This window comes from Paenibacillus assamensis DSM 18201, assembly GCF_000422445.1.
Taxonomy (GTDB): Bacteria; Bacillota; Bacilli; order Paenibacillales; family Paenibacillaceae; genus Paenibacillus_B; species Paenibacillus_B assamensis.
The window spans coordinates 58,626-82,453 of the sequence record NZ_KE383838.1 but is presented as its reverse complement, the minus strand read 5'-3'; the positions used below and the strand labels follow the sequence as shown (position 1 = coordinate 82,453).

21 protein-coding genes are annotated in these 23,828 nt (G+C 42.5%); 18 read left to right on the top strand and 3 right to left on the bottom strand.

Features of this window, described 5'->3' with window-relative positions:
- Window positions 1-35: 35 nt before the first annotated feature.
- The 4 genes from H580_RS0118730 (at window position 36) to H580_RS0118715 (ending at window position 3,197) form a co-directional block, all read left to right on the top strand.
- Window positions 36-368, top strand: coding sequence for a hypothetical protein (locus tag H580_RS0118730; RefSeq protein ID WP_157283013.1), 333 nt, complete (start codon window positions 36-38; stop codon window positions 366-368).
- A gap of 2 nt (window positions 369-370) precedes the next feature.
- The gene (locus H580_RS0118725; protein ID WP_084509358.1) at window positions 371-1,768 is read left to right on the top strand and encodes a glutathionylspermidine synthase family protein; all 1,398 of its coding nucleotides are present in this window, start codon (window positions 371-373) and stop codon (window positions 1,766-1,768) included.
- Window positions 1,769-1,788: 20 nt separating this feature from the next.
- A complete protein-coding gene (locus H580_RS0118720; RefSeq protein ID WP_028596149.1) occupies window positions 1,789-2,202 on the top strand; it encodes a DUF350 domain-containing protein in 414 nt (137 codons plus the stop codon).
- Between the two features lie 125 nt (window positions 2,203-2,327).
- Window positions 2,328-3,197 (top strand): DegV family protein, encoded by an 870-nt coding sequence (locus tag H580_RS0118715; protein WP_028596148.1) that lies wholly within the window; start codon window positions 2,328-2,330, stop codon window positions 3,195-3,197.
- Window positions 3,198-3,441: 244 nt separating this feature from the next.
- On the opposite strand, the gene H580_RS0118710 is transcribed toward H580_RS0118715, so the two are convergent.
- Entirely contained in the window at window positions 3,442-4,986 is a 1,545-nt protein-coding gene (locus tag H580_RS0118710; protein ID WP_028596147.1) for a solute symporter family protein, read from the bottom strand.
- The gene (locus H580_RS0118705; protein WP_051217558.1) at window positions 4,983-5,294 is read right to left on the bottom strand and encodes a DUF485 domain-containing protein; all 312 of its coding nucleotides are present in this window, start codon (window positions 5,292-5,294) and stop codon (window positions 4,983-4,985) included. The genes H580_RS0118710 and H580_RS0118705 overlap by 4 nt, the downstream gene beginning before the upstream one ends.
- Window positions 5,295-5,584: 290 nt before the next feature.
- Between H580_RS0118705 and H580_RS0118700 the strand changes: the two genes are divergently transcribed.
- The 5 genes from H580_RS0118700 to H580_RS0118680 all read left to right on the top strand — a co-directional run bounded on the left by H580_RS0118700 (window position 5,585) and on the right by H580_RS0118680 (window position 11,023).
- Window positions 5,585-6,301 carry a response regulator transcription factor gene (locus tag H580_RS0118700; RefSeq protein ID WP_028596145.1) on the top strand — a complete coding sequence of 239 codons (717 nt, stop codon included), beginning with the start codon at window positions 5,585-5,587 and terminating at the stop codon, window positions 6,299-6,301.
- Window positions 6,298-7,365, top strand: coding sequence for a sensor histidine kinase (locus tag H580_RS0118695; protein WP_028596144.1), 1,068 nt, complete (start codon window positions 6,298-6,300; stop codon window positions 7,363-7,365). Before H580_RS0118700 ends, H580_RS0118695 begins: the two co-directional genes overlap by 4 nt.
- A gap of 36 nt (window positions 7,366-7,401) precedes the next feature.
- Window positions 7,402-8,184 carry an ABC transporter ATP-binding protein gene (locus H580_RS0118690; protein ID WP_028596143.1) on the top strand — a complete coding sequence of 261 codons (783 nt, stop codon included), beginning with the start codon at window positions 7,402-7,404 and terminating at the stop codon, window positions 8,182-8,184.
- Window positions 8,156-10,093 carry an ABC transporter permease gene (locus tag H580_RS0118685; protein ID WP_028596142.1) on the top strand — a complete coding sequence of 646 codons (1,938 nt, stop codon included), beginning with the start codon at window positions 8,156-8,158 and terminating at the stop codon, window positions 10,091-10,093. Before H580_RS0118690 ends, H580_RS0118685 begins: the two co-directional genes overlap by 29 nt.
- A gap of 201 nt (window positions 10,094-10,294) precedes the next feature.
- Entirely contained in the window at window positions 10,295-11,023 is a 729-nt protein-coding gene (locus H580_RS0118680) for a hypothetical protein (protein WP_028596141.1), read from the top strand.
- Window positions 11,024-11,100: 77 nt separating this feature from the next.
- Here the strand turns inward: H580_RS0118680 and H580_RS0118675 are convergent, their stop codons facing one another.
- Window positions 11,101-11,817, bottom strand: coding sequence for a Crp/Fnr family transcriptional regulator (locus H580_RS0118675; RefSeq protein WP_028596140.1), 717 nt, complete (start codon window positions 11,815-11,817; stop codon window positions 11,101-11,103).
- 477 nt (window positions 11,818-12,294) lie between these two features.
- Between H580_RS0118675 and adhE the strand changes: the two genes are divergently transcribed.
- The 9 genes from adhE (at window position 12,295) to H580_RS0118635 (ending at window position 23,594) form a co-directional block, all read left to right on the top strand.
- Window positions 12,295-14,916 (top strand): bifunctional acetaldehyde-CoA/alcohol dehydrogenase, encoded by a 2,622-nt coding sequence (gene adhE / locus H580_RS0118670; protein ID WP_028596139.1) that lies wholly within the window; start codon window positions 12,295-12,297, stop codon window positions 14,914-14,916.
- Between the two features lie 268 nt (window positions 14,917-15,184).
- The gene (pflB, locus tag H580_RS0118665) at window positions 15,185-17,452 is read left to right on the top strand and encodes a formate C-acetyltransferase (RefSeq protein WP_028596138.1); all 2,268 of its coding nucleotides are present in this window, start codon (window positions 15,185-15,187) and stop codon (window positions 17,450-17,452) included.
- A gap of 197 nt (window positions 17,453-17,649) precedes the next feature.
- A complete protein-coding gene (gene pflA / locus H580_RS0118660; RefSeq protein ID WP_028596137.1) occupies window positions 17,650-18,435 on the top strand; it encodes a pyruvate formate-lyase-activating protein in 786 nt (261 codons plus the stop codon).
- A 413-nt stretch (window positions 18,436-18,848) separates the two neighbouring features.
- Window positions 18,849-19,121, top strand: coding sequence for a hypothetical protein (locus H580_RS0118655; protein ID WP_028596136.1), 273 nt, complete (start codon window positions 18,849-18,851; stop codon window positions 19,119-19,121).
- A 150-nt stretch (window positions 19,122-19,271) separates the two neighbouring features.
- Entirely contained in the window at window positions 19,272-19,532 is a 261-nt protein-coding gene (locus H580_RS24735; RefSeq protein ID WP_036605517.1) for an acyl carrier protein, read from the top strand.
- Between the two features lie 112 nt (window positions 19,533-19,644).
- A complete protein-coding gene (locus H580_RS27080) occupies window positions 19,645-19,827 on the top strand; it encodes a DUF6005 family protein (protein ID WP_425414138.1) in 183 nt (60 codons plus the stop codon).
- Window positions 19,828-19,908: 81 nt separating this feature from the next.
- Window positions 19,909-20,733: a sugar phosphate isomerase/epimerase family protein gene (locus tag H580_RS0118645; RefSeq protein WP_028596135.1), complete on the top strand. Its 825-nt coding sequence runs from the start codon at window positions 19,909-19,911 to the stop codon at window positions 20,731-20,733.
- A gap of 60 nt (window positions 20,734-20,793) precedes the next feature.
- Window positions 20,794-22,050, top strand: a complete 1,257-nt coding sequence (locus H580_RS0118640; protein WP_084509356.1) for an alanine racemase — start codon at window positions 20,794-20,796, stop codon at window positions 22,048-22,050.
- The gene (locus tag H580_RS0118635; protein ID WP_028596133.1) at window positions 22,047-23,594 is read left to right on the top strand and encodes a class I adenylate-forming enzyme family protein; all 1,548 of its coding nucleotides are present in this window, start codon (window positions 22,047-22,049) and stop codon (window positions 23,592-23,594) included. The genes H580_RS0118640 and H580_RS0118635 overlap by 4 nt, the downstream gene beginning before the upstream one ends.
- Window positions 23,595-23,828: the final 234 nt, after the last annotated feature.

Here is a 23,828-nt window from a genome sequence, read left to right as displayed (position 1 = left end):
GTAAAGCAAATGAGAAAGAGAAGAGAGGAATGGAAATGACAGAAGAAGGAGCAACGACAGCCAGAACGAATAAAAAGCGAGCTTGGGCGTATGCTTTGCTTGGTTGTATGCCGCTTGCATTGACGGCTTGCGGAGATTCTGAGGTAGAGCCGACTGCTTATGAGGAATGTGTGTATGAAAAAGAAAAAAACGGACACTGGGAAATTGACTGCGATGATGATGGAAGCAGCAGTAGTGGTGGACGCAGCAGCAGCAACTGGTATGTCATGAATGGGTATAGTTCTAAGTCCTCCTATGCAAAGCAAGGTACGAAATTTTATAACTCTTACTCAGGTATCGGGAAAAGCGGCTATTCAAGCGGGGGATAGAGATGGAACGTAAAGATGCTACGCAAATGAGACCAACCATGAGCTTACCGTTAACAGCGAGCGAGGCGTTTCACGCAGAGCGCTTGCAGCATGTTCCTTATGTTCGGATGCATCAGCAGGAATATTGTATGACACATGCCATGCTTTACACAGAAGATGAAATAGCAGAACTACGTACAGCATCAGAGCAGTTACATCATATTTTTATGAAAGCACTACGCCTTGTACAGGAAGAGCTGCCGGATGAAATTGTTGCACAGCAAATAGGAATACCTGCTAAGCTGCTGGGAAGCGCTCGAATTTCCTTTGCCTTTAGCGGAATAGCTCGACAAGACTGGATTAAAGGGCCAGAGGGCTGGAAGTGTATTGAGAATAATGCGGATACGCCTACAGGCATACCTGAGACAGCATATTTAGCTGAACAGCTGCTGGCAGATAGCCGTGCAGCGGATCATTCATGCCAGACTCATTTATATAACCCTTCGGTTGACTTAGCGTATCGCTTGCAGCAAGCCCTTGGAGAAATGCTAGATCAGTATCGGGAGTTAGGCTTTGGTACGCGTGTAGTATGCAGCTCATTTGCAAATCACGAAGAAGATAGAGCCAATACGGCATATGTAATGCGTCTCATGCAGCAATTAGGATGGGAAGTAGAGTATTGCCCACTTGAAGAACTGCGCGTGGAACCCGCTCGTGGACTCATTGCCTATGATCGTCCTGTTGATATCTGGTATCGCCTATATCCACTAGAGTATTTGATGGATGATCTTGCACCTGACGGCTTTCCAGTCGGTGAAGCTGTGTTATCACTTGCGGAGGAAGGTCGGCTTGCGATAATGAATCCCCCTCAATCAATCATCTTGCAAAGCAAAGCGCTTCTAGCATTTGTGTGGGCGTGTTTCGAACATCATGATACGTTAAGTGAAGCTAGAGGAGAGCGGCTTTATTCAGAGGAAGAGCTTGCTGTTATTCAGCGTTATTTGCTGCCAACGTATTTGAATGAAACTCCCTTCCGCGAACGACAGCTGCCTTATGTGCAAAAAAGTATTTGGGGACGTGAAGGGAAAGGAACGAGCATTTATGGGGCAGACGGGAAGCAATTCCACACAGAAGATACGATCCGCAAAGTCGATTTGTCAGAATGTACAGTAGAAGAGCAAGAAGAGGTAATGCGCTATTATAACGATCAGCTCAAAATATATCAGCAATATGTCCCGATGGAAGCTGCTCGATTGGAGACGGAAGAGGGATATATGGATGGCTTCGTACTAACGGGGGTTTACACGCCAAATGGTCGATTTGGTGGCGTACTGCCTCGACTGGGTGGAAGAATAACTGGGGATTTGGCACGTTTTTGCCCTGCGGCAGTATGGAAGCGAGCGATATATAAGCTGAACTGATGAAATGAGGAGGAAAAGAAGTGAGTTCATTCAATTCATTTTTAGTAGATTTGGGTAATGTAGGTATAGGGTTGCTGCTTCTCATCGTAATACTATTAGCAGGTGCTTGGGTATTTAGTCGATTGACTCGATTTGATGATAAAAAGGAAATCGGGAAAGGGAATGAAGCTGCGGGCATTTATATGGGCAGCAAGCTGTTAGGCCTGTGTATTATTGTCGCGATGGTATCTTACTCGACTAGTAGTTGGCTCATGATGTTGGCATGGTCAGCCGTGGGTATCGTTGTTCTATGCCTTGTCTATTTCCTTGTAGATAAACTTCTTCCAGCGTTCCGCGTATGTGAAGAAATTGAAAAAGGAAATGTAGCCGTTGCCCAATTGCTGCGCTGCATTATTATTGGTATCTCAATTGTTGTAGGTACCTTGTTAATGTAAGTGGGTAAGACTGGTGTTTTATGCCTTCTTTTTACCGTTGTCAAGATGAAGCTAGCACCTTTATAATAATAGAATGGTACAGACAGAGAAGATGCTGTAAACACTACGATAGACAGGAGATTATCATGACTATTCATATCATCACGGATGGTAGCTCTGATTTGACACCGGAATTGGCTAGTAAGTTCGGAATACACATCGTTCCGTTGAATGTCCAATTCGGAGATGACATGTATACCTCAGACATGGAATCCAAACTATTTTACCAACGTATGAAGGAAGAGAGCGAGCTGCCGAAGACATCTAGTCCATCACCAGCTGCCTTCTATAATATGTTCAAGTCTCTTGATGCCGATAAAGACATTTTTGTTCTATGCTTGTCTGCTACGTTGAGCAGCACGTATAATCATGCTCTAATGGCGAAAGAAATGTACGAAGAAGAAGGACATCCTAACAAGGTCGAAGTTATTGACGCAAAGACAACCTCGATCGGTCTAGGTTTGCTTGCCGTTCGTGCTACGATTATGGCTAAGGCAGGCGAAAGTCTTCAAGAGTTGAATGACAAGATGAAGCAACTAGCGAAACAAACGAATACGTTCTTTTCGCTGGATACGTTGGAGAACGTTATTCGCGGTGGGCGGTTGAGCCGTTTGAAAGGCTCGGTAGCTTCGATGCTGAATATTAAGCTTGTGATGCGAGCTGCTGATGACGGATCTGTTGAAATGATCGATAAGGTCCGTGGGACACAGCGAGCAGTAAAGCGCCTTATTGAAAAAGTGGAAGAAGCATGGCAGCATCACGCTGATCGTGAATGGATTGCGTTTGCTCATTCTAACTGCGAAGAGCGGGCTCGTGAATTTATGAATATGATTCAAGAAAGCTATCCGTTCAAAAATGTGCTGCTTGTGAACATGGGGGCGGTAATTGGAACCTATGCAGGCGAAGGTGGCTTGCTCGTTACCTTTTCACAGTCGGACGCAGCAACGAACGAGTAATTGGACGTAATAATGAATCGATAGAACCTCTTGCTCCTTATCAGTCCAGGAGAGCGAAGGCAGTTGATTGCCTTCGTTTTCAAGTTACTGAAGGTGGCAGGAGGTTTTTTATTTTAGTTTATAACTTTTAGTTATGCCGGAAATGTGGGATCAGGTGATTGATCTGAATGTAAAAGGCGTATAAAAAGCTCCCGCAGCAGCGGAAGCTGTGAAAGAGTCTCCGTAACCGAATTATGTAAATGGGTTACATATGAATCCCTGTATTTGCTTTTACGAGTACCTCGTCAAACTTGGCATCCCGATTGTTATCTTTATTCGCCGATCTACTGGTCAATATTGTACCGAGCCATGCGCCTATAAAGCCGAGAGGTATGGAAATGATGCCTGGGTTCGTTAATGTAATGAGAGGTTCTCCAACTAGAATCGCTTTCCCTTCTGGTCCCCATACACTTGGGCTGATTGCAACGAGGATGATAGCAGAAAGCAATCCAGTCAACATCCCGGCAATTGCTCCAGCTGTGTTGAATCTTCTCCAAAATACAGTAAACAGGATAACGGGAAGATTCGCACTTGCTGCAACAGCAAAAGCCAAACCAACAAGGAAAGCTACATTTAGCTTCGAAGCAAGCAGAGCTAAAATAATCGAGAGTACAGATACCCCGATCGATGCCCAACGTGCAGCTGACATTTGTTCCTTTTCACTGGCTTTGCCCTTCCGAACGATGTGATTGTAGAAGTCATGTGCAAAGGCAGATGCGGCAGATAGGACAAGTCCTGTGACAACCGCTAGTATGGTGGCGAAGGCAACAGCAGAAATGAGGGCAAAGAAGAAGTCTCCACCAAGCTCACGAGCTAGCAGAGGAGCTGCCATATTGCCGCCTTTATCTGCAGCTGTTATAAGATCAGCTCCAACAAATGCAGCTGCGCCAAACCCTAAAAAGATGGTCATGACATAGAAAAGACCGATGACCCATGTTGCGTAAACAACAGAGGAGCGAGCAGTAGGCGCATCTTTAACGGTAAAGAAACGAATAAGAATGTGAGGTAAGCCTGCAGTGCCAAGCACGAGACCTAAATTTAGGGATAAGGTGTCTAGAGAATTGGTATATTTGTTGCCAGGGTTTAAAAATTGTTCGCCCAGCGGAGTGGCGGTTTTCATCGCTTCGAACATTTTAATTAGGTTGAAGTCGAACTTGGAGAACACGATCATGGAGAGTAGGAACGTACCACCCATCAGAAGTACGGCTTTAATAATTTGGACCCATGATGTAGCATGCATACCGCCAAACACAACATACAAGGTCATAAGACAGCCTACGATGATAACCGACCATACATAGTCGATACCGAGCAGCAGCTTAATAAGAGCACCTGCACCAACAAGTTGGGCGATCATATAAAAGGTTGAGATCGTAATCGTATTAAGGGCAGCAACACCTCGTACTTTGTTAGCCTGAAAACGCGCTGCTATCATATCTGCTAACGTATATTTGCCTAAGTTGCGGAGTGGTTCAGCGACGAGGTACAACACAACGAGATAAGCGACGAGGAATCCGATGGAGTAGAAAAATCCGTCGAATCCTACTAATGCGATGGAACCAGCAATCCCTAAGAAAGAGGCGGCTGACATATAGTCCCCCGCAATAGCAAGACCATTTTGCCAACCAGTTAGTCCCCCGCCTGCTGTGTAGAAGTCTGAAGCGGAGTTCGTTTTCTTGGAAGCAAAGTAGGTGATGACCATCGTAAGCAGTACGATGACACAAAATAGCAGGAAAGCGGTCATATTCATCCTCGTTCACCGCCCCATTCATTTTTCAATTGCTGTACATCTTGGTCAAATCGAGCAGCACGATGAGCATAGATCATACAGAGTGTCCACGTCATAATGAATTGAGCAAAGGCAAACACCCACGCCCATGTGATAGGCCCCAATGCAGATTGGTTCAGTATCGTTGTGTAAGAAGTGAGAATAGGAAGGGTAAAGTAAAAGGCGAAGAAAAATAAGGTCATTGGTAGAATGAATTTCTTTTTGCTCCGCATTAGTGATTTGAACTGCGCGGATTGAGCGATCTCAGCGTAATTAATATCGGACTTCATAAATGTATGTAACCTCCTGTCTATACCCATGTTTATTAGCGTTAGGTGTAGTTCTTGGTGGTTATAACTATATTTAATTAGTAAGCGCTTTCACCTCCTTTTCCGAGTATAAGTAAAGTTCATAATTATGTCAAATTAATTACAATAAGTGGGATATTGATAAGTTTGAGTAAGTTTTATCCGATACTGCATTATGCTATGATGAATAGGGAGTGTTTCATGAATGAAACTTCCTTCATTACTCACAAACTACGTTGCTAAACATAAAGATTCATGAACGGAGGAACAAGATGTATCGCATCATGATTGTGGAGGACGATGACAAGATTGCTTCCATGCTTCAATCATCGTTAGAAAAATATAATTATTTAGTTACGAGAGCTACAAATTTTAAAGCATTAAAGGAAGATCTGATTGAGACACAGCCAGATCTTATTCTGCTTGATATCCACTTGCCGGCTTACGACGGTTTCTATTGGTGCAGGCAATTTCGCACGGTTACGAACGCACCTATTATTTTCGTATCGGCGCGTGCAGGAGAGATGGATCAAGTTATGGCGATTGAAAATGGCGGAGATGATTATATTACGAAGCCATTCCACTTAGATATCGTATTGGCAAAGGTGAAAAGTGTACTTCGTCGTACTTATGGTGAATATGCCGTTGTCAGTGCTACCAATGGTGAAGAATTAAATCTTAATGGCTTGCTGCTTCATCGTACGAAAAATACGTTGGAATGGCAAAGTAAGCGCGTCGATCTAACTAAAAATGAATCCCTTTTACTCGGCTGTCTCATGGAAAAGGCGGATACGATTGTGCCGCGGGACACCTTACTGGAAGCTCTATGGGACGATGTAGATTTCGTAGATGACAATACGTTGACGGTTAATGTTACTCGTGTTCGTAAGAAGATGGAGGAACTTGGGTTGAATAAAGTGATTGAGACGGTTAGAGGACAAGGGTATCGACTGTTGACGGATTGGCATGAAGACGGTGTGGTCGAATGACTTTTTGGAAATATGTAAAAGATCGCTTCTTACTTATGGCAGCATGGATACTATCCCTGATGATGTCGCTAATCGTGGTTCATTTTGATATGCAAATTGGGGCGCGCGTGATTCGCAGCAACAGTCTTGTGTATGTGTTTGTTCTCGGTGTTTTTATTGTCGGAGTAGGAATTATTTATGACTATTTGCGGCAGCGGGAATGGTACAAAGAAATAAATTACGCTCGTATCCATGAAAATGACAATGAGTTTTCGTTATGTTTACAGAATCCAGTAACCGAAGAACAACAGGTTATGTACCAGCTCTTGCAGCGCCAATACAGCGCATTTACAGACCAAATGATGCTGATGAGGCAGCAGCGCGAGCAGCATGTACATTTTACAAACCAATGGGTTCATCATATGAAGACGCCTGTATCGGTGCTTCATTTGATTACACAGCAGCCCGCGCAGCGGATGAATGAGGAAGAAGTGCGTGCGTTGTTGGCAAATGTAAGTGAAGAGACGGACCGTCTTACAGGGGGACTGGAACTCATGTTACATACGGCTCGCTTAGATAAGTTTGAGCTTGATCTGCATGTCTCACAAGTGTCGCTTCACCATAATATTAGACAAGTTATTAACCAACATAAGAAGATGTTTATTCGTTACCGTATTTTCCCGAAAGTTATAGGTGAAGATAGACTCGTCGAAAGTGACAGTAAATGGCTGAGTTTTATCGTGACTCAGCTTGTGACGAATGCAATCAAGTATTCGAAAGATATACAAGGATCGAAATTGTTGCATTTTGAAATCGAAATGGCTGAAAATGATGATACGGTGTGGCTGCATGTTATGGATGAGGGAATGGGCATTGCACCTCATGATATCCCGCGTGTCTTTGAAGCTTTCTTTACGGGGGAGAACGGACGCAAGGAAGGCGATGCAACTGGAATGGGGCTATACTTAGTAAAGCAGGTGTGCAGCCGTCTAGGTCATCGAATACAGATTACATCCGAGATCGGAGTCGGAACGAAAGTCAGCATCGGATTTGAATCACGCACGATTCATAAAGGATTACTTTAATGGGATGAACATGTACGTGAAAGAAGGGGCCAATCAATGACGACAGTTTTGAAGGTCGAACAAATAACAAAAATATATGCTTCCAGAGGAAAGATGACCTACACCGCGCTAAATGATGTGAATATGCAGCTTGAACAAGGCGAATTCGTTGGAATTATGGGTCCATCAGGCAGTGGCAAGACGACGCTGCTCAACATCTTAGCAACAATAGATAAACCGACCGCAGGGCGAATTTCAATTAATGGTCACAATCCGTTAAAGATGTCCAACAGGGATCTATCAAAGTTTCGTCGTCGTGAATTGGGTTATGTGTTTCAAGACTTTAATCTTATCGATTCATTATCGATCAAAGAAAATATGATTCTCCCATTAGCACTGGACAAGGTCTCAAGTAGTGAAATTGAGCGTCGAGTGCAGTTAATAGCGGAACGCCTTGGCATTGAACATATATTGGATAAGCGTACGTATGAAATATCCGGTGGACAAAAGCAGCGCACGGCAATTGCCCGTGCTGTTATTCACGAGCCGTCCTTGTTGCTTGCAGACGAGTTAACAGGAAATTTGGATTCAAGGGCTGCTAAATCGGCCATGGATGCTTTAGAGCAGTTAAATACGGAGCTCGGAACGACTGTGCTTGTCGTTACCCATGATCCGTTCACAGCTAGCTATTGCAAGCGCATTTTGTTTATTAAAGATGGGAAGTTATTTACAGAAATAAGACGTGGTTCAAGCAGACCAGCTTTCTTCCAACAAATTCTTGATACATTGAGCTTGTTGGGAGGTAATTTTGATGACATTCCGAGCACTCGCCTTTCGTAATATTACATCCAACTGGCATCGATACAGTGCCTATTTTTTGAGCTGCACGTTTTCCGTGATGATATTCTTTTTGTATGTCTCCTACATGTATCATCCTCAGCTTGTGAAAATACAGGGGCAGCTTGGGGAAATCGGGCAAGGCATCATTGTCACATGTTCAGTTCTCATTTTTGGAATATCGTTTTTCTTTGTGCTCTATTCGTCTTCAGGATTTATAAGCTCCCGTCAAAAAGAAGTGGGATTGTTCTCCCTCTTCGGGATGTCCAAGTGGCAGCTGCGGCTTATGTTTGTGTATGAAAACTTATTCATAGCGATAGCTTCCATAGCAGTAGGTATAGGAACAGGTACAATATTGTTAAAGCTGTTCTTAATGAGCATGTCTTACTACATGATTCTCGAATCACCACTTCCTTTTTATTTTCCTATTCATGCCGCGATATTTACCACTATTGCTTATATGGCATTGTTCGGACTCATTACGTTGTGGACATTGCGCAAGGTAGGTAGGAAGGAACTCGTACAATTGATTCGTTCTGAGAAAGGGAATGATCAGAAGCTGCGATTTTCTTGGTTGTTGGGCATATTGTCTATTGTTAGCCTCGTATACAGCTATTATTTAGCTTGGCATACCTATGGGGAGCAACTTGGATCAAGAATGGTACCTATATTTGTTCTAGCTATAGCGGGAACTTACTTTTTATATACACAATTCAGTGTGTTAATCGTTCGAGTGTTGAAGCTGAATCGCAGTTGGTACTATAATGGGACAAATTTGTTGAATATATCCCGTGCAGCTCATCGCGTAAAGGAGAATGCGCGTGTTCTATTTACCATCTCCATTCTCGTTGCAGTAGTCTTGACTTCTTCGGCCTCTGTATACGCCTTGGATCGATCTATGTATCAGTTTAGCCGTGCCTCACATTCGTTTGCGTTTTCGATGTTGGAGGTACATGACAAGCCTTTTTTGCTAACGATTGATCAAGTCAAGACGGTTGCAGAGCAATATAAACATCAAATCACGGCTGTAGAATCGTTAAAAATGATCGATGCGGAGTCGAGCAGCATTTACGGTTACTTAGGAAGTGTATCTCTTATTCGCCAATCTGATCTCAATCGATTACAAGCCACATTAGGAATACAGACACTGGAACCACTCGAAGAGGATGTTTATTGGATTGATCAAAGAGTTACGGAGCTGTTTCAGGGTGGGCGAAGAAACAATCCAGAAACAATCGAAATCAAACTAAAAGAAGTGGATGAGTCATTCAAATTTAACATTAAACAAAAAATAGACACAACACTTATTCCGACTAGATATGCAGGTGGGGATGTACTTGCTCTGCCAGATCGTCAGTGGGAACAAATATATAATCAGTCATCACCTAAGCTAATAAGCAAGGTGATGATGGTGGATTGGACCAATTGGGAACAATCTTATTGGTTAGTGAAAGAATTAGAACGATTGGCGGACGCACCGAATTCTTATTATATGACAAGTCGAATCACTGATAACTATGAGGTACAGCAAACATCGTCGCTAGGATTTTTTATCGGGATCTTTATTAGCTTGATGTTCTTTGTAGCCAGCGGCAGCATTATTTATTTCAAAATGTTTAACGATTTACAAGAGGATAAGAGTTATTACCAATCGCTTATTCGAATTGGACTCTCTGTTCAGGAAATCAAGCGAGTTGTAAATGTGCAGGTCGGTATTATCTTTTTCCTTCCGTGTATAATCGGGAGCCTGCATACGATGTTTGCTATGAAGACGCTAAGTAATCTTATGAACGTAGATGCTATGAGCTATGGATTTACAATTGTACTCATATTTATAGCTCTGCAAACCTTGTATTTTTTGGCATCAAGAAGGGCGTATTTAAGGGTTATTTTACAGGGGATTGCAAGATAAACCTTTATCCGCACATATATGTTTACACTTATAAGCTTGATGTCATTTTACTATAAAATGGACACCACGGCGGATTGTAACGGGTTTGAAACTTTTTTGTCCTACATTTCGTGCATAATATAGTCAATAAGAGGCAGGCTTGGTGACTCGTAAGCCGGAAAGTGAGAGGAGACTATGAGAACACCACAACGACATAAGAGGATGACAGGGTGGGTATGCTGCTTTTTAGCTCTATTTGCAATGGGCTGTTCGACAGAAGTAAAGGTTTCACAATATGCATCACAACCTGCTCAACAGGCTCAGGCAAGTGAAGCAAGCAAACCACAAGTGGAACTTGTTATAGACGGCGGCACCTATGTACCAAATGTGAAGGACCGCGTTCAAATAGACTGGCATGAACAATTAACACTTAGAGAAGCATTGTTGAGTACAGGTAAGGTCAAGATGAAGGAAGACGGAGCGGGAATTGCTTCTGTCGTAGATGTTGGATTAGATTCCAAGACGAGATGGAGCGTTATGCTCAATGATAAGGAGCTTACAGCTCGCCAGTCGTTCGACTCTGTCATATCCCTTAATGATAAAATTACGGTATATGCGAAGAAATTGGATGTCGGTACGAGTGGTGCTACTGAGCCGAGTGTAACTTTGACGATAGATGGTGGAGATGCACTGAATGAAATTTCCAATTCTTATCTTATCCCATGGAAGCAGTCAGATACATTAGCAGGTGTCTTTGCAGAATTTGATTTGGTAAAGCTGTCTGAAGATAAGACGCGCATCGTACAGTTTGGCAAGCATGAATTAGATGATAAGTACAAGTTGTCTCTGAAAGTAAATGGAGAAAAAGTACAGCATAAAGATGTTTTAAATATGACCATTAATGCGAACGACCACATCGTTTTAGAATTGAAGCCGAAGACAAGCTCATAATGAAATGATATACAAGAACCTCCAAGTTCCACGAATTGCGTGGAGCCTGGAGGTTTTTAGGTTGTGCGATTATTTTGTTAAATACGGCAAATCGCTTTTGGACACATTTCACAATGGCATACTTCTTGCAAATGTTCTAATTCACGAATGATAATCATACCGTTATCATATTCAAGTACATTTTTTTTGCGTAAATCACTCAACATGCGATTCACACTTTCTCGAGTAGCACCAATCATATTTGAAAGATCAGTATGTGTCACTTTTTTATTAATGAGGATGCCGCCGTCTTTTAAATCTTCCCCGTACGTATTAGATAATCGGATTAGGGTAGAGCAAAGTGCCCCAGGCTTGCCATACAGCATTAAGTCTCTAACTTTTGTTTGCGTGAGTCGATGGTGAACACTCATCCATTTCATAAAATCAAGTGAAAAGTCGCAATGTTGGCAAATAACGAGTTCTAAATCACGCTGTTCAATAACAGCAACATCACATTCTTCAAGCACTTCCGCTGTAAAGCTGTGTTTACTTGCATGAAATGGATCGACTTGACCTACAATATCCCCAGCATGATACATATAAAGGATGAGTTCTTTTCCTTCATCTGTTGACTTTGTGACTTTGACGCGACCACTTTTCAAAAAATACAACTTATCGGCTGCGTCTCCTTCCCAGAACAAATGAGATCCCTCTGGATAGGTTCGTTCTTTGGATATTTCCATTAATCGCTCTCTATTCTGTTCTGAGAAACACATAATGTTGCTATGCTCGTCGTAAGGGGTTGTCATTGTCATATCGTCCACTCCGTTCTTGATAATGTCTATGTGTAAATGAGTTGAGGTATATAAAATAAATTACAGTAATCTTAACTTTGTGACATCTTTCACTATATCTTATGATACTTCTATATTGGACGTTCCCGTTAGTATTGTCAATTTAATTAACAATTAAAATTTCAAATAATTTTATAATATGATGCGATTTTCATTACTTTGACATCTTACTTTAGCCTCGTTTTGATATATGTATATTCTGTGATATTTCTTGCTGCAATCTGTGCTGACTGGATGTAATAGAACTTGTGTAAAATTATACTATTTTTTATGGTTTTATTGGTGTGATAAAGATCACATCCAAACAAAGAAAAATGAGGTACACTAAATTTGTGAAATGATTCACAAACAATATAAGGTATCCGGCCTGGCTCGATAAAGTATCTACCTTGCCTGTTTTGAGCTAAGGCATGAATCCACATATGGAGGCGGAGAACGATGTCAACAAAAGCTGATGTGAAACAAATTGCAGATAAAAAAGGAACCCCAAATGTAGAAGCGCATATTCAACAACTGATTGATCGTGCTAAACAAGCACAGGCAGCATTTATGAATATGAATCAAGAGCAAGTGGATCTTGTCGTTCGTCAAATGGCATTAGCGGGTTTGGATCGTCATATGGAACTGGCGAAGTTAGCTGTTGAAGAAACCGGCCGTGGTGTCTATGAAGACAAGATCACGAAAAATATTTTTGCTACGGAGTATATCTACAATCACATCAAGTATACAAAGACAGTTGGCGTCATCGAAGAGAATGCGTATGAAAACTGTGTAAAAATAGCAGAGCCCGTTGGCATCGTAATGGGGGTAACTCCTGTAACCAATCCGACTTCGACGACAATGTTCAAAGCGCTAATCTCCATCAAAACGCGTAACCCGATAATATTTGCCTTCCATCCATCCGCTCAAAGATGTAGTGCAGAAGCGGCGAAAACACTAGCACAAGCTGCCGTGAAGTATGGTGCTCCTGAGCATTGTATACAATGGATTGAGCTGCCTTCGATGGAAGCGACAAATGCATTGATGAATCATCCAGATGTGGCGCTCATACTTGCTACAGGAGGATCAGGAATGGTTCGCGCAGCGTACAGCGCAGGTAAGCCAGCACTTGGGGTTGGTCCTGGTAACGTACCATGCTTTATTGAGAAGACGGCCAATTTGGAACAGGCTGTAACGGATTTAATTTTATCGAAGACGTTTGACAATGGCATGATCTGCGCATCCGAACAGGCAGTCATTATCGAAGAATCTGTATATAAAGAAGTGAAGCAGCTGCTTCAGAAGTACGGTTGCTATTTTACGAATAAAGAAGAGACAGCTAAACTTCAGGCGATGGCTATTAAAAGCGAAACGTGTGCGGTTAATCCAACTATCGTGGGTCAGTCTGCTGTCAAGATTGCAGAGCTTGCTGGATTAAATGTACCTGCAAATACGAAAATTCTCATCGCAGAAATCGATGGCGTCGGCGCTAAATTCCCGCTGTCAGCTGAGAAGCTTAGTCCGATATTGGCCTGCTACAAAGTGAAGACGGCTGAAGAAGGTATCAATCGTGCAGCTGAAGTTGTAGCATTCGGCGGTATGGGTCACTCTTCTGTCATTCATTCCAATGATGATGAAGTAATTGCGAAATTCGGCGATCGCTTGCAAACAGGGCGTATATTGGTCAACTCCCCATCTACACATGGAGCAATTGGTGACTTGTACAACACGAACATTCCATCATTGACGCTTGGCTGCGGTTCTTATGGCCGCAACTCAACATCGAATAACGTTACATCAGTCAACTTAATCAATATTAAACGGGTGGCGAAGCGTACCGTGAATATGCAGTGGTTCAAAGTACCGAATAAGATTTATTTCGAAAAAGGAGCTACCCAATACCTAGCAAAAATGCAGGATATTAGCCGTGTGCTTATTGTTACGGATGAAATGATGGTGAAGCTTGGCTATGTGGAGAAGGTTGAGCATTATTTACGCCAACGTCGTAATCCGGTTGTTATCGAAGTATTTTCTGATGTTGAGCCGGATCCATCTACGGTTACGGTTCGAAAAGGTACGGAATTAATGGCGCAGTTCAAGCCAGACTGCATTATTGCTCTTGGCGGGGGTTCGCCGATGGATGCTGCGAAGGCAATGTGGTTGTTCTATGAATATCCAGATACAGACTTCAACAACTTGAAACAGAAGTTCCTTGATATCCGCAAACGTACTTACAAATATCCGCGCCTTGGTCAAAAGGCTAAGTTTGTAGCCATTCCGACAACGTCAGGAACGGGATCGGAAGTAACATCGTTTGCTGTTATTACGGATAAGGAGCACGGCAATACCAAATATCCATTAGCTGACTATGAATTGACACCAGACGTAGCGATTGTTGATCCAGAGTTTGTATACTCTCTTCCTCGTGTTGCAGTTGCAGATACAGGTATGGACGTCCTGACGCATGCGATTGAAGCCTATGTGTCAGTCATGGCGAATGATTATACAGACGGATTAGCGATAAAAGCAATCCAGCTTGTATTTGAGTATTTGGAGAAATCGGCAAATGAAGCTTGCCCGCTTGCACGTGAGAAAATGCATAATGCATCTACGATTGCAGGTATGGCATTTGCCAATGCATTCTTAGGCATAAATCACAGCTTGGCTCATAAATGGGGAGCGGAATATCATACAGCACATGGTCGTACAAATGCGATATTAATGCCTCATGTCATTCGCTACAATGCGAAAATGCCGACGAAGTTTGCGTCGTTCCCGAAATACGACCACTTTGTGGCGGATAAGCGCTATGCTGAGATTGCGCGCATTCTTGGCTTGCCGGCGAGCACAACCGAAGAGGGCGTAAACAGCTTGATTGAAGCTATTCGCGAACTGAATCGCAAGTTAGGCATTCCAGAGAGCTTCCAAGCCATTGGCTTTGATGCGAAACTATTCGAGGAGAAAGTGGACTATTTGGCTGACCGTGCGTTTGAGGACCAATGTACGACAGCGAATCCGAAGCTTCCGTTGGTGACGGAATTAGCGGACGTATACCGTAACGCTTTCTACGGTAGATTCTAAAGGTTACATGGAGGCAGCAGGATATGATAATGTTCTGCTGCCTTTCTTACTAAGATAAGAGGCAATGACATAGAGAGCAAGTGCCAAAGAAACACGTAAGAAGAAGCAAACAGAAACTTTTAAGCTGAAGAAAATAAGCTTAAAAGTTAATATTGTGATATTAATCACATAATAACTTTGTGAAAAGTATTACAATAAAACCATAGCAAATCGCTTGCATCATAAGCAGGATGTAAATAGAAAACCTACTTAATTTGGAGGGATTCAGATGTCGGTAGCTGAAAAAGATTTGAAAGCAGCAGAAGCAGTTCAACCATGGCGTGGATTTACAACAGGTAAATGGGGCAGAGAAGTTAACGTAAATGATTTTATCGAACAGAATATTGCCCCTTATCATGGGGATGAATCTTTTTTACAAGGTGCCACGCAAAATACGAAACAACTATGGGATATTGTCAGCAAATTATCCAAAGAAGAACGTGAAAGCGGTGGCGTGTGGGATGTCGATGTAAATACTCCTTCTTCTATCGTATCGCATCAACCTGGATATTTGGATAAAGAGAAGGAAAAAGTAGTTGGCGTACAAACTGATGCTCCGTTCCGTCGTGCCATACAACCATTTGGCGGCATCAAGATGATGATTGATGCTTGTAAAGCTTATGGCTTTGAAATGCCACAAGAAGTCATTGATATCTTTACGAACATACGCAAAACACATAACCAAGGCGTATTCGATGCTTACACTTCTGATATGCGACTAGCACGCAAATCGGGCGTTATTACAGGCTTGCCTGATGCATACGGACGTGGCCGAATTATCGGTGACTATCGTCGCCCAGCTTTGTACGGTGTAGATTTCCTAATCAAGCAGAAAAAGCAGGATTTGCTAAATCTCGAATTGGATGCATTGGATCAAGATACGATTCGCGATCGAGAGGAAATTTCGGAGCAGATTCGCGCATTGGGTGAATTGAAGCAGCTTGCTGAGATGCATGGCTTTGATATGTCGAAGCCGGCAATGAACGCTGCTGAGGCGTTCCAATGGCTGTACTTTGCTTATTTAGCAGCAATTAAAGAACAGAATGGTGCTGCGATGTCATTAGGACGTGTATCCTCGTTCCTTGATATCTACATTGAGCGTGATTTGAAAGAAGGAACACTAACGGAAGAAGAAGCGCAAGAACTCGTTGACCATTTCGTTATGAAATTACGTATCGTGAAATTCCTTCGTACTCCTGACTATAATGAATTGTTCTCAGGTGACCCAACATGGGTAACGGAATCCATCGGCGGCATGGGGATGAATGGTACAACTCGCGTAACGAAGAACAGTTTCCGATTCTTGCATACACTATATAATTTAGGGCCTGCACCAGAACCGAACTTAACGGTACTTTGGTCAGAGCAGTTGCCTGAAGCATTCAAAAAATATTGTGCAAAAGCTTCAATTGAAACGAGCTCCATTCAATACGAGAACGATGACTTAATGCGTCCGTTCTTCGGTGATGACTATGGTATCGCATGTTGTGTATCCGCGATGCGGATCGGTAAGCAAATGCAGTTCTTCGGTGCACGTGCCAACTTAGCGAAAGCTTTGCTGTATGCAATTAACGGCGGTAAAGATGAGAAACTAGGCATTCAAGTTGGTCCTGAGCTTCCGCCAATTACGAGTGAGTATTTAAACTACGATGAAGTCATGAAACGCTTTAAGCAGATGATGGAGTGGTTGGCGAAACTGTATATGAATACGTTGAACGTCATTCACTACATGCATGATAAATACGCTTATGAGCGCATCGAAATGGCCTTGCACGACCGAGAAATTTTACGCACGATGGCTTGCGGTATTGCAGGGCTTTCGGTGGCAGCAGATTCCTTGAGTGCGATTAAACATGCGAAAGTGAAACCAATTCGTAATGAACAGGGCATTGCGATTGACTTCGAAGTGGAAGGCGAATACCCTTGCTACGGTAATAATGATGACCGAGTGGATGGCATTGCCATTGAATTGGTTGAATCGTTCATGAACATGATTCGCAAGCATAAAGCTTATCGCAACGCACTTCCAACTCAATCGGTGCTGACGATTACATCAAACGTTGTATACGGTAAGAAAACGGGCACCACGCCAGATGGTCGCAAAGCAGGCGAGCCATTCGCACCAGGTGCGAATCCGATGCATGGTCGTGATAAGAAAGGTGCACTAGCATCCCTTAACTCGGTTGCGAAACTGCCGTATGAACATAGCTTGGATGGTATTTCGAATACGTTCTCGATTGTACCGAAAGCGCTTGGTAAAGATATGGATGGTCGTACGGCTAACTTGGTAGCAATGATGGATGGATACTTTGGACGTGGTGCACATCATCTGAACGTGAACGTGTTCGATCGTGAACAGCTTATGGATGCGATGGAGCACCCAGAGAACTATCCACAGCTAACCATTCGTGTATCAGGATATGCCGTTAACTTTATTAAACTCACTCGTGAGCAGCAAATGGATGTAATTAATCGTACTTTCCACGGTGCTATGTAACGGAGAGATAACCGTTTCAGTTTGAATATAAGTTGACTGAATAATGAAGTATGATCGAAAGTAACAGGGTAGGGCGCAATAAGTCGGAACAAACGAACCGTCTCGGTCGTGAACCTGACGGCTGCGCCCTTTTTTGCTAATGAATATTGTCTTGAATGCGACTTGCGTGCTCAAGAGGTGAAAGGGATGGATCGCAGATGAACGCACGAGTACACTCCATTGAAACGTTTGGGACTGTAGATGGACCTGGGATTCGTTTTGTATTATTTTTACAGGGTTGTGCACTTCAGTGCCAATATTGCCATAATCGTGATACATGGGACTTATCTGGCGGCAAAGTTATGACTATAGATGAGGTGTTGAGTGAAATTGAGCCTTACTTACGTTATTACAGATCCTCTAATGGTGGATTGACCGTAACCGGAGGAGAACCGACGCTGCAAGCCCCATTTGTGACTGAATTGTTCCGTGAAGTAAAGAAAAGGTGGAATCTTCATACGACGCTGGATACAAACGGGGTCAATGATGTGAATAAACTCAAGGATCTTTATGAGGTGACTGATCTTGTTCTGCTTGATATAAAACATATCGATAATAACAAGCATCTAGACTTAACGGCTGTATCGAATGCAAGAACACTAGAAACGGCACGTTGGTTGTCGGAAAACAACAAAAAAATGTGGGTCCGACACGTCTTCGTTCCTACGAAATGTGATGATGAACAGGATTTGTTGAATTTGGGACGATTTATTGGAACCTTGAATGGTGTAGAAAAGTTTGAACTGCTTCCTTATCATCAAATGGGGACGTTCAAATGGGAACAACTAGGGTTACAATATCCGCTAGCAGGTGTGGCTTCTCCAACGGAACAAGAAGTCGAACGAGCTATTCAGCTCATTGAGAAGGGGAGACAGGATAAAGGTGAAGATACAGAAACGAATGTAGAAATTGACTCAGATAAAAGGTATCCTTCTGTTTCATAGTCACATATCTGATTATATAGGAACTCGGCGCAGCTCTTGGAGAGAAGGGTTGCGCTGTTTACAATTTCCACCAAGAAGTGTATGATTATATGAAGATTTTATCCTATTTTAGTGGAAATATATCTCTTACTCAATGTGAATGAATTGTCATATAATCACATGTAACAATAGATCTCATAATATGGTTACTCTACAATATTTTCTCTCGAACTCATTCTATCTTCTGCCTTTTCTAAATTAAGTTTCACGCTAGACCGTGATGCGCTTACCCTTCTTGAAAGTATGAACCTCAAAAGTCACAACATTTTAAAGCGCTTACTTTTTTCTCCTAAAGTAAGCTATAACCTTTTTTCCTGCTGACATTATCATGAGCCGAGCCTAATTTTTTAATACGACCATATGGAGGAGCTTACATGATCCGAGTAAATCGTGTGGAAGTAACGAGAAAAGACTTCGAATACTTGTTGATCAACGTCGGTCAACAACAAGAAATGAAGCACGTTAAGGGGAAAGTGTTAGCGCTCTGCATGTCTGATCCAACTCACCTACTTGCCTGTATCCAATATCTTCGCAGCCAACATTGCTCGATGCTGCTCATACACGGGGAAACACCGCAGCAGACAGTCATTCAGCTTGCTCATCAAGCGGAGGTTCCGATTGTACTTGTGCAGATGTCTCATTCTTAATGGTCTGATATGCGGTGTACTTGCCTCATTAGCAAGAGGGGTCACACCTATTATGATTACGAATCGCAATCCGAAGCTGACATGGAATATGATTCGCGAGAATCTGATTTCATTTCATATACAATGCTCAAAACATGAGGAGGAGTTAATATGCAAAAACAAGAAATCGTACAATTTTTAATGGAGAGAGTAAAAGCAATGTCAACGAAGCCACAGGCTGTAGAGACAATGACAGAAGCGACGGAGATTAGCGCGTTGGGGATAGATTCCGTAACTCTTATTAATTTAGTTGTAGAGATTGAGCAGAAATTCGATATTTTCCTAGAAGATGATGAAATGACGGTAGAGCGTTTTAATTCTGTCCAAGACATTGCAGCATTGATTTCTGGAAAAATCTCAGTTAGCAATTAATTCACAACATGGAACAGTTTCATTGTTCACTGAGCTGCTTTCTCACCTACATCACGACTAAGAAGTGAATTGGTTTACACAACTGTTTAACGTTGATGTCTCTCAATAGTATGTGTACCATCTGGATCGACAGCAACATTATCGGAGGCTGCATCAATATTTGCGTCGTAGTCCTGAATCGCGCTCAATTATAGTTCAGCTGGACATGTATTACATGCCATATATGACTATATTCTATCATAAACAGCAGCTACCTCATTATGTAATCTTACAACGACTCTCATCAGGTGCTTAGTAGGATTGAAGAGCTTGTTCAAGCGGTAAGAAGAGAAGAAGCAGCATTTATGCAAAACATTATATCCCAAGAGGTGTCTTCATGAATGTATCGGTCTGTACGATATCGTTTAGGCACATGTTACTGTCATTTGCAGATATTGCTCAATATGTGCATGAGCAGCAATTTCAGGCGATTGAATTGTGGGGGGTTCATGCAAGGTCACTTTCCCAAGGTGGAGCAGCTGTAATCGAACATTGTCTCTCTTTATTGAAGCTATATCATATTGAGGTTTCTATGATTAGTGACTATATCGATGTCTCACCACAAGCTGATAGGAATGCATCGATACTAAAATGTGATGAACTTATCGCATTAGCTCATCAATTTGGCACGAATAAGATTCGTACTTTTGCTGGCAAAGCAGCTAGCCAGTCGGTGAATAGCCATGAACGTGAGATGATCGTGAATCATCTTCAAATTATCGGAGATCGCTGTGCAGCTGCAGGCATCATGCTTCTCATAGAGACGCATCCTTACACACTTGCTGATCATACAGAGTCAACTTTGCAGTTGATGAAGGAAGTCCGTCACGATGCAGTGAAAGTGAATTTGGATTTTCTACACTTGTGGGAAGCGGGAGATGATCCATTGGCTAGCTATGTGCAATTGCAAAATTGGGTCGAAAACTTCCATTTAAAAAACATTACATCCCTTGAAAATTGTAAGGTTTTTGATTCCAACAATGTATATGCGCCAAGCGGCAGTCGTTCTGGCATCGTTCCGCTATCTGATGGTCAAGTGGATTACACTTCCATTTTACGAGCCATTCATAAGTCGGGTAAAAATGCTTCTCTGGAATGGTTTGGTGATGATCCGCTTCGTTATTTGGCTCAAGACAGACAATGGATACAGCATATTGTCTAACGCTGCTGACTTGCCTAACGGAAACAAGCAACTAATTGATTAGAATATAAGGAGATAAAAATGATGAATGATAGAATTATTCAAGCGCTCAACACAGCAAATGCTCAATATGGGACGCCCTTCTATTTGTTCGATGAAGCTCAACTGAAGTTGGATTATGAGCAGCTACGCAATCATCTACCATCATCTGTGTCTTTGTATTATTCTATGAAAGCAAATCCGAATCCGGTCGTTATTCAGCATTTGCTAAAATGGAGTGCACAATTGGAGATTGCTTCCATTGGTGAGTTTCACCGCGCCATAGAGCTAGGAGCGGATGTGGCGAGTATCGTATTTACGGGACCAGGTAAGACGGTTGAGGATATGGAAATATGCTTGCGCAAAGGTATCGGAATTATTAACGTAGAGCATTTACAAGAGTTAGCTGTCGTAGAGCAAGTTGCTGCTAAACTTAGTATGGTCGCATCGATAACACTGCGTCTGAATTTAAGCCTTGATTCAACAGGCTCTAGGATGGCGGCCGGCGGTGGTGCAAGTCCATTTGGCATTGATGAGGAATGTATAGATGAAGCTGTTTCTATTATTAATAAGTGTGAACATCTTAAGCTTGTTGGTATTCATACCCATCAAGGCACTCAAAATTTTAGTATAGAGTACTATGAACAAGCAACCGAACGGATGCTGTACTGGTATCGAAAGCTTCATCAAGTTTATCAGTTTCAACTGACTACACTTGGTCTTGGTGGTGGATATGGAGTACCGACATTTATTGAGGATGAACCATTTTCAATTGAAATGTATGAGCAAATGCTGAAGCAGAAGTTGAATGAAAATGCAGACCTTGAAATCCCAAATGTGTTTATTGAATCAGGACGTTATATTGTATCGCGCATGGGCTATTTCGTGTCCAGTGTGCTGTATGAGAAACAATCCAAGGACAAAAATTATTTGATTATTGACGGTGGGACGAATCAACGTGCTGGTCTCGGAAGGACATTTAAGAAGCCACTTCCACTGTTAAAAGTGTCAGCGGATGGGCAAGTGGAGATTTCTGGCGAACAGCCAAATTCCACCTCGTATACCATAGTAGGTCCACTTTGCACACCTATGGATATTATGCAAAGCGGGGTTGATTTTGCAGAGGTTCATCAGGGAGATCTGATTGTATTTTCCAATTCTGGTGCGTATGGACTTACCTATGCGAATGTCCATTTTTTATCACATCGTCTGCCGCCCGAACTGCTGCTCACACAAGATGGCACCTTGCGTGATATTAGTTTGATCAGTCCGTTGAGGGAGGAGTCGATGACACGATGAACCATTATATTCATGATCTGCTGGATGCAGCGGCGTCTCGTTATCCAGACAAAGTTGCTATCCTTTCAGAAGCTTCGTCATGGAATTATACTGAATTGCAGCAACGAAGCAGTCATTTATACAGATGGTTAAAAACACAAAACGTACAAGTAGGAGACCGTATTTTATGTGCAATGCCGAACAGCAGCTTTGTACTTGCGGCATTGTTTGCTGCTTCTCGCCTCGGTGCTGTATTTGTACCAATACATGAGGAATTGAAGAGCAAGAATTTATCCTATATCGTTAGCGATTGCGAACCGACCATTATTTTTGCGGCACCAACAACAGCCAAATTGTTGGGATCTACTCATTCGTCTGTCGTAATAATGGACACAGTTGATGATGCATCTTTATGGGATCAGTTTGGTTTAGAGTGCGAGCCATATGAGCTAGCAACTGGAGATCATGGGTTAGGCTCACAAAGTGACATGGAAGTAAACGCGGATCAGCCTGTTTTGTTCATTTATACGTCTGGAAGTACCGGCAATCCGAAAGCGGTTATCTCCACTCATCAACAGGTTCTGTTTGCGGCATCTTCCATTCAGCAATGTTTACAGGTGCAGCATGATGATATCATCGGCAACTTTTTGCCGCTCTCCTTTGACTATGGACTGTATCAAATGTTCCTAGTCTGCTACGAAGGAGCTACACTAGCTCTAGGTCATAAAAAGGATATTGGCCCAATGTGGCTGAAAAAGCTCTATGCCTGGGGAGTTACAGGACTTCCGCTGATGCCGGCAATGGCTGACGGATTGTTGAAGTTGTCACAAAGACCACGCTCTCAACTTCCTGCTTTACGCTTTGTAACCAATACAGGAGCAGCTTTTCCAGCCTCCTATGTAGATTCATTAAGTCATTTATATCCAGACTGCAGTATATTTTTAATGTATGGGTTGACGGAGTGCAAGCGGGTTGCTATTTTACCAGCTGAAGAAGCTCGGGTGAAGGTTGGTTCTGTTGGTAAGCCGATTCCTGGTACAACATGCAAAGTGATAAATAAGGAGGGCGGCGAGGCAGCACCATTTGAAATAGGTGAGCTTGTAGTTCGTGGTCCTCATGTCATGTCGGGATATTGGAAACTACCGGAGCTTACGGCAACAAGATTCAGTATAGCCAAAGATACAGGTGAACGGCAATTGTATACAGGCGACTTTTTCTATGCAGATGAAGATGGATATCTCTATTACCAGGGCAGGTCTGATGATGTTTTTAAACAGCAAGGGTATCGTGTGAGTGCGATTGAGTTGGAAGAGACAGCGGTGAGTCACCCGAATGTTCGGATGGCTGTCTTATTGAAGCCTGATGAACAGTATGCATGTGTCCTTGCTGTCACAGGAGAGGTAGAAGAGAGAGAGCTGCTGCTGTTTATGGCAGAACAATTAGAGTATTATAAGCTGCCTGAACGCATAGTCGTTCTGGATGCTCTTCCTACTACATTGAATGGAAAAATTGATAAACAGGCTCTCAGATTATTGCTAGAAGCAGTTGGGAATCAGACAATTTAAAAAAAGCATAGGTACGGAGAACTGCTGTTAAGGTGAAAAAAGATAGTGAAATAGTAAATATGGGCTCTTAGACGGTTTATAGAATAGTTCTATAGTCGTTCTATAAGGGTCTTTTTTTGTTAAGGTGCACAATTTTATTTGGATAGTAGATAATTTTATCCCTCTGCTGTCGAATTATCATCCTTACAAGTATTAACATCGCGGTTTATAATGAAAGCGTATTAAAAAACCTTA

What these genes read in the sequence shown, in the direction of transcription:
- H580_RS0118700 (WP_028596145.1), top strand. Translation starts at nt 5,585, where the DNA reads ATGTATCGCATCATGATTGTGGAGGACGATGACAAGATTGCTTCCATG.
- adhE (WP_028596139.1), top strand. Translation starts at nt 12,295, where the DNA reads ATGTCAACAAAAGCTGATGTGAAACAAATTGCAGATAAAAAAGGAACC.
- H580_RS24735 (WP_036605517.1), top strand. Translation starts at nt 19,272, where the DNA reads ATGCAAAAACAAGAAATCGTACAATTTTTAATGGAGAGAGTAAAAGCA.
- H580_RS0118640 (WP_084509356.1), top strand. Translation starts at nt 20,794, where the DNA reads ATGATGAATGATAGAATTATTCAAGCGCTCAACACAGCAAATGCTCAA.
- H580_RS0118730 (WP_157283013.1), top strand. Translation starts at nt 36, where the DNA reads ATGACAGAAGAAGGAGCAACGACAGCCAGAACGAATAAAAAGCGAGCT.
- H580_RS0118680 (WP_028596141.1), top strand. Translation starts at nt 10,295, where the DNA reads ATGACAGGGTGGGTATGCTGCTTTTTAGCTCTATTTGCAATGGGCTGT.
- H580_RS0118725 (WP_084509358.1), top strand. Translation starts at nt 371, where the DNA reads ATGGAACGTAAAGATGCTACGCAAATGAGACCAACCATGAGCTTACCG.
- H580_RS0118685 (WP_028596142.1), top strand. Translation starts at nt 8,156, where the DNA reads ATGACATTCCGAGCACTCGCCTTTCGTAATATTACATCCAACTGGCAT.
- H580_RS0118645 (WP_028596135.1), top strand. Translation starts at nt 19,909, where the DNA reads ATGAATGTATCGGTCTGTACGATATCGTTTAGGCACATGTTACTGTCA.
- H580_RS0118715 (WP_028596148.1), top strand. Translation starts at nt 2,328, where the DNA reads ATGACTATTCATATCATCACGGATGGTAGCTCTGATTTGACACCGGAA.
- H580_RS0118635 (WP_028596133.1), top strand. Translation starts at nt 22,047, where the DNA reads ATGAACCATTATATTCATGATCTGCTGGATGCAGCGGCGTCTCGTTAT.
- H580_RS0118655 (WP_028596136.1), top strand. Translation starts at nt 18,849, where the DNA reads ATGATCCGAGTAAATCGTGTGGAAGTAACGAGAAAAGACTTCGAATAC.
- pflB (WP_028596138.1), top strand. Translation starts at nt 15,185, where the DNA reads ATGTCGGTAGCTGAAAAAGATTTGAAAGCAGCAGAAGCAGTTCAACCA.
- H580_RS0118710 (WP_028596147.1), bottom strand. Translation starts at nt 4,986, where the DNA reads ATGAATATGACCGCTTTCCTGCTATTTTGTGTCATCGTACTGCTTACG.
- H580_RS0118690 (WP_028596143.1), top strand. Translation starts at nt 7,402, where the DNA reads ATGACGACAGTTTTGAAGGTCGAACAAATAACAAAAATATATGCTTCC.
- H580_RS0118705 (WP_051217558.1), bottom strand. Translation starts at nt 5,294, where the DNA reads ATGAAGTCCGATATTAATTACGCTGAGATCGCTCAATCCGCGCAGTTC.
- pflA (WP_028596137.1), top strand. Translation starts at nt 17,650, where the DNA reads ATGAACGCACGAGTACACTCCATTGAAACGTTTGGGACTGTAGATGGA.
- H580_RS0118675 (WP_028596140.1), bottom strand. Translation starts at nt 11,817, where the DNA reads ATGACAATGACAACCCCTTACGACGAGCATAGCAACATTATGTGTTTC.
- H580_RS0118695 (WP_028596144.1), top strand. Translation starts at nt 6,298, where the DNA reads ATGACTTTTTGGAAATATGTAAAAGATCGCTTCTTACTTATGGCAGCA.